This window comes from Aquabacterium sp. A08, from assembly GCF_011742065.1.
The window spans coordinates 1-9,925 of the sequence record NZ_JAAQQT010000675.1 but is presented as its reverse complement, the minus strand read 5'-3'; the positions used below and the strand labels follow the sequence as shown (position 1 = coordinate 9,925).

At 67.7% G+C, this 9,925-nt stretch carries 11 protein-coding genes; 2 read left to right on the top strand and 9 right to left on the bottom strand.

Features of this window, described 5'->3' with window-relative positions; genetic code table 11:
- The 4 genes from HA630_RS16915 to HA630_RS16900 all read right to left on the bottom strand — a co-directional run.
- Positions 1–584, bottom strand: a 584-nt coding sequence (locus HA630_RS16915; RefSeq protein WP_166836174.1) for an SOS response-associated peptidase, incomplete at its 3' end; no start/stop codon positions are given.
- A 399-nt stretch (positions 585–983) separates the two neighbouring features.
- Complete coding sequence (locus tag HA630_RS16910; RefSeq protein ID WP_166836039.1) at positions 984–1,688, bottom strand: glutathione S-transferase; 705 nt, start codon at positions 1,686–1,688, stop codon at positions 984–986.
- Between the two features lie 9 nt (positions 1,689–1,697).
- Positions 1,698–2,144 (bottom strand): HIT family protein, encoded by a 447-nt coding sequence (locus HA630_RS16905; protein ID WP_166836037.1) that lies wholly within the window; start codon positions 2,142–2,144, stop codon positions 1,698–1,700.
- A gap of 168 nt (positions 2,145–2,312) precedes the next feature.
- Positions 2,313–2,924: a Crp/Fnr family transcriptional regulator gene (locus HA630_RS16900; protein WP_208300133.1), complete on the bottom strand. Its 612-nt coding sequence runs from the start codon at positions 2,922–2,924 to the stop codon at positions 2,313–2,315.
- 84 nt (positions 2,925–3,008) lie between these two features.
- On the opposite strand from HA630_RS16900, the gene HA630_RS16895 reads away from it, so the two are divergent.
- Positions 3,009–3,758, top strand: a complete 750-nt coding sequence (locus HA630_RS16895) for a DUF4395 domain-containing protein (RefSeq protein ID WP_208300132.1) — start codon at positions 3,009–3,011, stop codon at positions 3,756–3,758.
- A gap of 174 nt (positions 3,759–3,932) precedes the next feature.
- Entirely contained in the window at positions 3,933–6,026 is a 2,094-nt protein-coding gene (locus HA630_RS16890) for a bifunctional diguanylate cyclase/phosphodiesterase (RefSeq protein ID WP_166836168.1), read from the top strand.
- Positions 6,027–6,068: 42 nt separating this feature from the next.
- On the opposite strand, the gene moaE is transcribed toward HA630_RS16890, so the two are convergent.
- The 5 genes from moaE to HA630_RS16865 all read right to left on the bottom strand — a co-directional run.
- Complete coding sequence (gene moaE, locus HA630_RS16885) at positions 6,069–6,545, bottom strand: molybdopterin synthase catalytic subunit MoaE (protein WP_166836166.1); 477 nt, start codon at positions 6,543–6,545, stop codon at positions 6,069–6,071.
- A gap of 12 nt (positions 6,546–6,557) precedes the next feature.
- Complete coding sequence (moaD, locus tag HA630_RS16880) at positions 6,558–6,809, bottom strand: molybdopterin converting factor subunit 1 (protein WP_166836164.1); 252 nt, start codon at positions 6,807–6,809, stop codon at positions 6,558–6,560.
- Between the two features lie 5 nt (positions 6,810–6,814).
- Entirely contained in the window at positions 6,815–8,098 is a 1,284-nt protein-coding gene (gene glp, locus HA630_RS16875) for a gephyrin-like molybdotransferase Glp (protein WP_166836162.1), read from the bottom strand.
- A gap of 19 nt (positions 8,099–8,117) precedes the next feature.
- Complete coding sequence (gene thrC / locus HA630_RS16870) at positions 8,118–9,548, bottom strand: threonine synthase (protein ID WP_166836160.1); 1,431 nt, start codon at positions 9,546–9,548, stop codon at positions 8,118–8,120.
- The coding region (locus HA630_RS16865; RefSeq protein WP_166836158.1) for an ACT domain-containing protein at positions 9,548–9,925 on the bottom strand (378 nt) is incomplete at its 5' end. The genes HA630_RS16865 and thrC, both read right to left, overlap by 1 nt.

Sequence of the window (9,925 nt, the reverse complement as noted above, 5' to 3'; positions counted from 1 at the left end):
TCGTTCAAGATCGCCAGCATGCGTTTTTCGCTGCCGGCATGCCCGTAACGGCGCATCAACGCGTGGCTGTTGGCGTTCACCGTGAGCAGGCAAAAACTGACGATCACCTCGCCCGCCGCACCGGTCCAGGTCTCCCACAGGCCGGCGGCGCCCATGGGTTTGCCGTCGACCCGAGCGATCCGCGTGGGCACGGCTTTGCCGCTGCGCCAGTCGTCCTGGTGAAAGGCCATCATGGGCACGATGCAACGCTGCGCACCCAGCCAGGTACCGCGAAAGTTGTTGGACGTGCTCACGGTCTCCGCGCGCGCGTTGACCAGCTTGGTCGAACGCAGTTTGGCATCCGAAGCGGACTTCACCCAGGGCGGGACCAAGCCGAACTGCCCCACGACGAGTTCGCGTCCGTTCGCGCCTGGAGACGCGTGCTCAACACCTTCGACCGAAGGCGGTACCGGTGGATTGCGGATGAAAACGCCTGGGCGGCGAGGCCAAACCTTGAGACCCACTGTGGCGTCGCTGGGCGCGTCAACTTCAAAAATGTCCCGGTACAGGTGGTCGGGACACAGGCATTCGTATTGGGAACTCATGGTGCCAATGGTAAGCCGAGCGGTTCGGCGTTGTGTCGACATCACCGACAGCCTCGCAGACCGCCCCTGGCACGGGGCTGCCGCCGGTGCGGTTGGCACCGGCTGAAGCTCATTGCGCGGCCTCACTGATCGCACCAGTCACACGCGTGTGAGGTGCACACGCAACCGAAGCCCTACGGGACGGCCCATGCGCCTCAAGCACCGGACTCGACACAAGCGATGCCCCGAATGCACAGCAAGAACGGGGCGAACTGCCTGTCGGCCACCATCCACCCCACCTGGCTCACCCGCTCCGGGGCCAGTGGCGCAGCCGGCTGCGGGAGGCGCCGCCCATGATGCGGCCACCGATCGGTCGCCAGCCCTGACAGGACTCCGGCGACGAGAAAAACACCTCCACGCTCATGCGGCCGGGGTAAAGCGCGGGAATGGGCCATCGGCGGCGGCCACCACCGCTGCCAAGGCCGGCCGCTTCTGCATGCAAGCCGCGAACAGCGCACTCCCCGTCCACCCCTGTAGCCATGCCCTGACCCTGGGCAGCGGCAAACCCTCGAACCACCCGGGGTCCACCGCCGCGAACTGCCGCACGAACGGGAAGATGCCAATGTCGGTCGCGCAGGGCGTTGGGCCACCGATGAACGGGTGGTCCCTGAGCCGGACTTCCAGCGGCCACAGGAACACGTCCAATGCCTGCTGGCGGTGGAACTGCTGCAGCGCGGGCTTGTCTTCGGGGCCGACCTGCCCATAGCGCTCAGGGTACTTGTAACGGTCGAGGTGGTGCTTGAAGTCGCGATCGTTGCGTTGCAAGAGCGCCTGGTGCTCTGGGGTGCTGGCTTGGTGCCACCAGAACTGCGCGTCGCCCATGGCATCCGGATGGTTCAGTGCCCACCCGACGATGTCCCAGCTCTGCTCCAACACCCGGCCGCCCGGCAGCACCAGAACGGGCACCGTGCCCTTGGGGGAGGCGGCCAGCAGGGCGGGCGGTTTGTGGCGCAGCGCAATCTCGTGGGCATCAAACGGGATGCCGGCGATGAGCAGCGCCATCCTGGCCCGCATGGCGTACGGACAGCGTCGGTAGGTGTAAAGCAGGGGCCGGTCGCTTGCCATGCATTGCCGTCAAAGGGGACCCAAGTGTTGCCGAAGCCGGGCGGCGTAGGCTTCCAGGGTTGGCCACCCCGGTTCTTTCCTGGGCCAGGTCAAGGCGATGCCATCGTTCGCGTGGCGCGGCACGACGTGCAGGTGCACGTGGAACACCGTCTGGTCGCCCTCCTTGCCGTTGGCCTGCAAAAGGGTGATGCCGGGCGGGTCGAAGGTCTGCTGGACCGCATGCGCCATGCGGTGCGCCGTTCGCATCAAGGCGGCCGCCTCGTCGGGGGTGCAGTCGAGCAAGGTGGCGGCGTGGCGTTTCAAGGCCACCAGCAGGTGTCCGGGGTTGACCTGGCCGAGGTCCATGAAGGCCAGGGTCTGCGCGTCTTCGTAGACGCGGGCGCTGGGAATGTCGCCGGCCACGAGTTTGCAGAAAATGCAGACGCCGGGCGGCGACGGGTCGATGAACTTGGGCATGCAGGCATCATACAAAGTGACGGTTTCCGGGGAAACTGCAGACCATGAGCCCACCGGCTGGGCACCGTGCCGCTCTTCACTCATGGCCAGGTGCGCAGGACCGACCGCAGATTCTGCAGGCTTTCGCTGCATTGTTCTGCCCACACCACACCGCCCAGCCCACCAGACTCACCGCCGTACCAGGCGCAACCAGCCACCCCCTCTCGCCACCAGACCCGCGGCTTCCAGCCGGGCCACGGTGCGGTACAAGGCCTCGTGCGTTACGCAGAGCTGCGCCGCCAGCACTTTCAAGCCGGAACCGATGTCCAGCGCGCCCGCGTCCCCCTCGGTCTCGATGAGGTGCAGTAACCGGGACTCCACCCCTTTGAGTGCCAGCCGCTCGGTCTGCGCCCGCAAGCGCCGGACCTCCTGGTTGAGCATGCCGATCCAGCGGAGGGCGAAGGCGACATCGCCTTGCAGCGCCAGCGTCAACGCCGGCATCGGCAGCCGAACCGCCAGGCCCGCGAGCGTGACGCGCCCCGCGCAGTGGTACCGCCGCGACTGCATGCTGGCCTCGGCGATCAGGCCGTGGCGCACCCGTTGCAGCACCACGGTCTGGCCCTGCAGGCCCGCGCGTTCCAGCACCACCTCGCCGTGGACCACATAGAAGAGTGCCAAGGGTGGGGCCCCTTGGGCAAACAAGACCTGGCCTTTGCCCAGGGCCACCGGCTCGGCCAGGGCCTGCAATGCATCGGGCAGCAGCGCGCGCAATTCGTCCGGTAAGGCGTGGGTCAAGGGCATCGGCCTGTGGGGAGGTGTGATCCCGATCATACGGCTGGGCGACCGCAGGGCGCACAATTGCCCCATACAAGGAGCGATGCAGCAATGACAACGATGTGGGGTTTTGGTGAGCGGCTGGACGGCTACCCCGTGCCGGTGTTGAACGAACGGGCCGTGCGCGCCGGCGCGGGTCTCCTGTTCCTGGGCGCCATGGTGGCGTTCATGAACGCCTGGCTGCTGGGCAACTTCCAGCCGACCCGGGTGTTTGTGGTGGCGTTCCTCATCGACTTCGCGCTGCGCCTGTTCCTCAACCCGCGCTACGCCCCCAGCCTGATCCTGGGGCAATGGCTGGTGCGCAAACAGCAACCCGAATGGACCGGCGCACCCCAAAAACGCTTTGCCTGGGCCATCGGGTTGGTGCTGGCCAGCGTGATGTTCTGGCTGGAGGGTGTGCAACAGCTGGTGGGCCCGGTCAACCTCTTGGTCTGTGGCCTGTGCCTGACCCTGCTGTTTTTCGAGACCGCCTTTGGCATTTGCCTGGGCTGCAAGGTGTATGCCTGGGTGGTGCGCCAGCGCCCCGAACTCTGCCCTGGCGACGTGTGCGCGGTGGCGCCCGACCCCAGGGTGCAGCCCCGGCTGTCGCAAGGCCTGGTCGCGGCGGTGTACCTGGTGGCGGTCGGCGTTGTCTGGCAGGCGGTTCAGCGCGAGGGCCATACCCCAGCGGCCCCAACCGCGCCGGCGCAGGCCACACCGGCACCGGTGGACCCCGCCGAAGCCGAGCGCTGCCAGGTGCCCGAGTTCGCCAAGGCCATCGGCCATGAAGACATGTGGAAGTTGCACAACCACTGCCAGTGATTCCCACCGGCCGGTGGGCGAGACGGTACGCCATTACCGCACCACAGGCCGTTATCGGAGCGTCATCCACGCCAGTCACCCCCCGCACCGCTGGCTGGGTGCCGCAGCGCGCCGGCAGGTCTTGGGTCACGGCTCAGATTGCACTACCATGGTGGCCATTCGTGTCGTCAGACCATGCACACCGCGCCAGACCCCACCGCCACCGCTTGGGTAGACGAGGCGCGCTTTCGCCACCTGTTTGACGAGGTGGAGGCGGTGTCGATCCAGGGCTACCTGCCCGATGGCACGGTGGTGTACTGGAACCGGGCCTCGGAAAACATTTACGGCTACAAGGCCGACGAGGCCCTGGGCCGTAACCTGCTGGACCTCATCATCCCCCCGGCCATGCGCGAGGAAGTGCAGCGGGCCGTGCGCTGGATGTTCGACACCGGCACCGGCATTCCCGCCGGTCGCCTGGTGCTGCAACACAAGGACGGCCGGCCCGTGCACGTGCACTCCAGCCACGCCCTCATCCAGGTCCCAGGGCACAGCCCGGTGCTGTTCTGCCTCGATGCCGACATGTCGGCGCTGGCCGATGCCGAAAACGAACTGCGCATCGCGGCCACGGCCTTTGAAACCCAGCAGGCCATGTTGATCACCGACCCGCAAGGGCGGGTGCTGCGCATCAACCCCGCCTTCACCCGTGTCACGGGTTTCGGGGCCGACGACGCCGTGGACCACCCCATGGGCGACCTGCACATGGACCGCCACACAAGCAGCCATTGCCGCGAGCTGCAGCAGGCCCTGGCCCGCCAAGGCAGCTGGGAGGGCGAAATCTGGCACCGCCGCCGCGAGGGCGAGCCGTTCTCCGCCTGGGTGCGGGCCCACGCGGTGCGGGCGCCCGACGGTCGGATCACCCACCATGTCTGCACCCTGACCGACCTGACACAACGCCGCGAAGCCCAGGCCCGCATCACCGACCTGGCCTACTACGACCCCCTGACCCACCTGCCCAACCGGCGCCTGCTGCACGACCGATTGGTGCACGCCCTGGCCACCGCGCGGCGTTACCAGCGCAAAGCGGCGCTGCTGTTCATCGACCTCGACCATTTCCAGACCTTCAACGACACCCACGGCCACGCCGTGGGCGACCAACTGCTGCAGGTGTTGGCCGAACGCATGGCGCGGCAACTGCGCGAGTCGGACACCCTGGCGCGTTTCGGCGGTGACGAATTCGTGGTGCTGATCGAGGGCCTGGACCCCGACCCGCAATCGGCCGCCCAGCACGCCCAAAACCTGGGTGAGCAGCTGCTGGGCCTGCTGTCGCAGCCCGTGGACCTGGGCACCCCGCGCTACCAGGGCACGGCCAGCATCGGCGTCACCGTGTTCCCGGGGGGCACGGCCGGCCCGGACGAACTGCTGAAGCAGGCCGATCTGGCCATGTTTGAGTCCAAATCGGCCGGCCGCCACACCCTGCGTTTTTACGACGACGCGATGCAGGCCCGGCTCAACCAGCGCACCCAGCTGATCGACGGCTTGCAGCAGGCCCTGGCCCAGTCGCACTTCGAACTGCATTACCAGCCCCAGGTGAACGACGACGGCCGTCCGGTGGGACTGGAAGCGCTGCTGCGCTGGCGACACCCGACCCAGGGGCTGCTGCTGCCCGGCGCCTTCATCGCCCTGGCCGAAGAAACCGGCCTGATCCGGGACATCGGCCGCTGGGTACTGGAACAGGCCTGCCAACAACTGGTCCGCTGGTCACGGCACCCGGCCCTGTCACGGCTGACGGTGTCGGTCAACGTCAGCGCACCGCAGTGGAGCCAAGGCGATCTGGTGGCGCAGGTGGCCGACACCCTGGCGCGCACCGGCGCCAACCCACAGCACCTGCAGCTCGAGCTGACCGAGAGCCTGCTGATCCAAGACATCGACGCGGTCGTCGCCAAGGCCCAGGCGCTGAAGGCGCTGGGGGTACAGCTGTCGCTGGACGACTTTGGCACCGGTTATTCGTCCCTCTGGAGCTTGCACCGCCTGCCGGTGGACGAATTGAAGATCGACCGCTCTTTTGTACAGCGGCTGGGGGAAGATGAACAGGCTGCCTCGATTGTGCAGACCATCCTGAGCCTGGCCGCCACGCTGCGGCTGCGCGTGGTGGCCGAAGGGGTGGAGACCCGGTCACAGCTGGAGCAGCTGCAGGCCCTGGGTTGCCACTGCCACCAGGGCTACCACTTCGCCCGACCTATGCCGGCCGATGCGGTGCCCGGTTGGGTGTCGCGCGCGGACCTGGGTTGAGGGCAGTGCAACCGAAGACGGACCGAGGCCAGCCCCCCAAACTCAGGCGTTGACGGCCTGGATGCCCCACTTGGCCAGCGCAGCGTCGTCGCTCGCGCGGGCATCGACCCAGCGGGCGCCCTCGGGCGTCTGCTCTTTTTTCCAGAATGGCGCCTGGGTTTTCAGGTAGTCCATCAGGAACTCGCAGGCCTGGAAGCTCTCGCCCCGATGCGCCGAAGTCACCGCCACCAGCACGATCTGGTCCAGCGGCTGCAGCAGGCCCACGCGGTGGATCACCCGGGCGCCAAAAATGTCGAAGCGGCGCGCAGCCTCGTCGATCATCGCTTCGATGGCTTTTTCGGTCATGCCGGGGTAGTGTTCCAGCTCCATCGTGGACACGCTCTGACCGTCGTTGCGGTCGCGTACCGTGCCCACAAAGGTGCATACGGCCCCCACATGCGGGTCCTGGCGGCGCAAGGCGTCCACCTCGGCGCTCAGGTCAAAGTCCTCGGTCTGGATGCGGACGCGGGGCGGGTTCATCGCCACCTCCACTCAGCCACCGGTGACCGGCGGGAAAAACGCCACCTCGGCGCCCGGCGGCAGGGGGGCCGTATCGTCGGTCATGGTCTGGTTGACCGAGGCCCGCACCGATTTGCCACGGGCCAGTGCCTCCGCCCACACGCCCCCGCGGGCGATCAACTCGTCACGCAAGGCGCCCACCGTGGCGGCCTGGGTGTCCAGCGTCAGCGACGCGGTGCCCACGGCTTCGCGGAGGGCGGCAAAAAAACGGACGTGGATGCTCATGGGGATCAGGACAGCAGCGAATCGAACGACAGGTAATCGACCGGGTCACCATACGCGATGGCGCGACCGGGCGGGTTGTCCACCAGCCCATCGCCCCACGCGACCGAGGTCAATACGCCCGAACTTTGGTTGGGAAACAACGAGAGCCCGCCGTCGGCGTTGCGGCGCACGCGCAGGAATTCGCGGCGTTTGTCGCCCTTGGGCAGGTCGAAGTGGGCCACCAGGCGCTGGGGCAGCGGCAAACCCGCCGATGGCGCATGCACACCCTGCAGGCGCCGCACAAACGGCCGCACCAGCAGCAAAAAGGTCACAAAGCTGGACACCGGGTTGCCCGGCAATCCCACGAAATGGCAGCGTTCCCCGGCACCCGCGCGCTGCACCCAGCCGTGGGCAAAGGGTTTGCCCGGCTTCATGCCGATCTGCCACAGGTCCAGCCCGCCCAGCTGCTGCACGGCCGGCTTGATGTGGTCTTCCTCGCCCACCGACACGCCGCCGCTGGTCAGGATCAGGTCGTGCGCCTCGGCCGCCGAGCGCAGCGCCGCCACCGTGGCCTCGCGCTGGTCGGGCACGATGCCCAGGTCGCTCACCTCGCAGCCCAGACGCTGCAGCAGCGCCCGCAGGAAGAAGCGGTTGGAGTTGTAGATGGCGCCGGGTTTCATGTGCTCCGGCGGCACGTCGCCGGGCATGACCAGTTCATCGCCCGAGGAGAACAGCGCCACCCGCACACGGCGGGTCACGGTCAGGTGCGCAAACCCAATGCTGGCCGCCAGCCCCAGTTCGGCCGGGCCCAGGCGCGTGCCTTGGGGCAACACCACGGCGCCCCGGCGCACGTCTTCGCCCTGGCGGCGTATCCACTGACCCGGCGTGGGCACCGTTTTGAAGCGCACCAGGGGCCAACCGTCGGCCTCGCCCGCGGGCTCGGCCTCTTCCTGCATCACCACCGCATCGGCACCGGCCGGCACCGGCGCGCCGGTGAAGATGCGGGCCACGGTGCCCGGCTGCAACGCCGCACCCCAATGCCCAGCGGGAATGCGTTGCGACACCGGCACCCCCCCACCGGCCGCGGCCTGCAGGTCGGCCGCCCGCACTGCGTAGCCGTCCATCGAGGTGTTGTCGTGGCCCGGCACGTCCAGCGCCGAGACCACGTCCTGCGCCAGCACCCGGCCGTCGGCGTCGAAGGTGGGCACGGCTTCGGTGTCGGCCACGGGGGCGGCCGCGGTCAGCAACTGGGCCAGCGCGTCTTCCAGCAACATCAGGCCCGGGCGCGGGGCGGCGTGGGGAGCGGTCATGGGTGAACGGTGGCCCAACTCAGCCGTGGCAATGCGCGGCGATGTAAGCCTTGACCTGCGCCACGTCGGACGGCATCACCTGTACCCGCTTGGGCAGGGCTTCGATGCCCTCGAACTTGGCCGGCCGCTCGGGTTCGCGGCCCAGCGCCTCGACGATGGTTTCGGCAAACTTGATCGGCAACGCGGTTTCCAGCACCACCATGGGCACGCCTGGGGTCAGGTGCTCGCGCGCCACCTTCACGCCGTCGGCGGTGTGGGTGTCGATCATCTGGCCGAAGCGTTGCCAGGTGTCCTGGATGGTGGCCAGGCGGTCGGCGTGGGTGCTCCTGCCGCTGACAAAACCGTAGCGGCTGGCCGCCTGGGCAAAGTGCGGGTTGGCGCTCAGGTCGAAACGGCCGGCGCGGTTCAAAGCCTCGCCGAACAGCGCCTGGGTCTGGGCGGCATCGCGGCCCAGCAGGTCGAACACGAAGCGCTCGAAATTGCTGGCCTTGGAGATGTCCATCGACGGGCTGGATGTCTCGAACGTGTCGGCGCTGCCGCGCACGCGGTACACGCCGGTGCGGAAGAACTCGTCGAGCACGTCGTTCTCGTTGGTGGCCACCACCAGTTGGTGGATGGGCAGGCCCATCATGCGGGCCACGTGACCGGCACACACGTTGCCAAAGTTGCCCGATGGGACGGCGAAGCTCACCTTCTGGTCGTTCGACGTGGTGGCCTGGATGTAACCGGCAAAGTAATACACCACCTGGGCCAGCAGCCGCGCCCAGTTGATGGAATTGACCGTGCCGATCTTGTACTGGCGCTTGAACGCCAAATCGTTGCTCACCGCCTTGACGATGTCCTGGCAGTCGTCGAACACGCCTTCAATGGCGATGTTGTGGATGTTCGCGTCCTGCAGGCTGAACATCTGCGCCTGCTGGAAGGGGCTCATGCGGCCGTGCGGGCTGGTCATGAACACTCGCACACCCTGCTTGCCGCGCATGGCGTGCTCGGCCGCGCTGCCGGTGTCACCGCTGGTGGCGCCCAGGATGTTCAGCTCTTCGCCACGGCGCGCCAGTTCGTACTCGAACAGGTGGCCCAGCAGCTGCATCGCCATGTCCTTGAAGGCCAGCGTGGGGCCGTTGGACAAGGCCTCGATCCACAAGCCGTTTTCCAGGTGGCGCAGCGGCACGATCTCACCGGTGCCAAACACCTCGGCCGTGTAGGTCTTGGCGCACAGGGCGCGCAGATCGGCAGCGGGAATGTCGTCGATATAGAGCGACAAAATCTCGAACGCGAGCTCGGCGTAGCCTTGCTGGTGGTAGACCGTGCGCCAGCGGGTCAGGGTGGCGTCGTCCACCTGCGGATAACGCTCAGGCAAGTACAAGCCCCCGTCGGGCGCCAGGCCTTCGAGCAGGATTTCACAGAAACGCTTGCGGTCCGGGTGGCCGCGGGTGGACAGGTACAGCATCAGGCCAGCTCCTCCTTGCGGATGCGGGTGATGGGCGCCAGCACCGTGGGCAGCGCCTGCATCTGGGCCAGCGCGTCGTTCATCGTGCCTTCGCGGGTGTCGTGGGTCAGGATGATCACATCGGTCTGGTTCACGCCGGCTTCGGCTTCGCGCTGCAGCACCGCGTCGATGCTGATGCCAGCACCGGCCAGGATGCCGGTCACGGTCGCCAGCACGCCGGCCTGGTCGGCCACGCGCAGGCGCAGGTAGTAGCTGGTCACCACCTCGCTCATGGGCAGCACCGGCAGGTCGCTCAGGGCGCCCGGCTGGAAGGCCAGGTGCGGCACGCGGTTCTGCGGGTCGGCGGTGTGCAGGCGGGTGATGTCCACCAGGTCGGC

Bases quoted from the DNA above. Each gene is read 5' to 3' on its own strand.
- HA630_RS16910 (WP_166836039.1), bottom strand. From the start codon at position 1,688: ATGGCAAGCGACCGGCCCCTGCTTTACACCTACCGACGCTGTCCGTAC.
- HA630_RS16905 (WP_166836037.1), bottom strand. From the start codon at position 2,144: ATGCCCAAGTTCATCGACCCGTCGCCGCCCGGCGTCTGCATTTTCTGC.
- HA630_RS16900 (WP_208300133.1), bottom strand. From the start codon at position 2,924: ATGCCCTTGACCCACGCCTTACCGGACGAATTGCGCGCGCTGCTGCCC.
- HA630_RS16895 (WP_208300132.1), top strand. From the start codon at position 3,009: ATGACAACGATGTGGGGTTTTGGTGAGCGGCTGGACGGCTACCCCGTG.
- HA630_RS16890 (WP_166836168.1), top strand. From the start codon at position 3,933: ATGCACACCGCGCCAGACCCCACCGCCACCGCTTGGGTAGACGAGGCG.
- moaE (WP_166836166.1), bottom strand. From the start codon at position 6,545: ATGAACCCGCCCCGCGTCCGCATCCAGACCGAGGACTTTGACCTGAGC.
- moaD (WP_166836164.1), bottom strand. From the start codon at position 6,809: ATGAGCATCCACGTCCGTTTTTTTGCCGCCCTCCGCGAAGCCGTGGGC.
- glp (WP_166836162.1), bottom strand. From the start codon at position 8,098: ATGACCGCTCCCCACGCCGCCCCGCGCCCGGGCCTGATGTTGCTGGAA.
- thrC (WP_166836160.1), bottom strand. From the start codon at position 9,548: ATGCTGTACCTGTCCACCCGCGGCCACCCGGACCGCAAGCGTTTCTGT.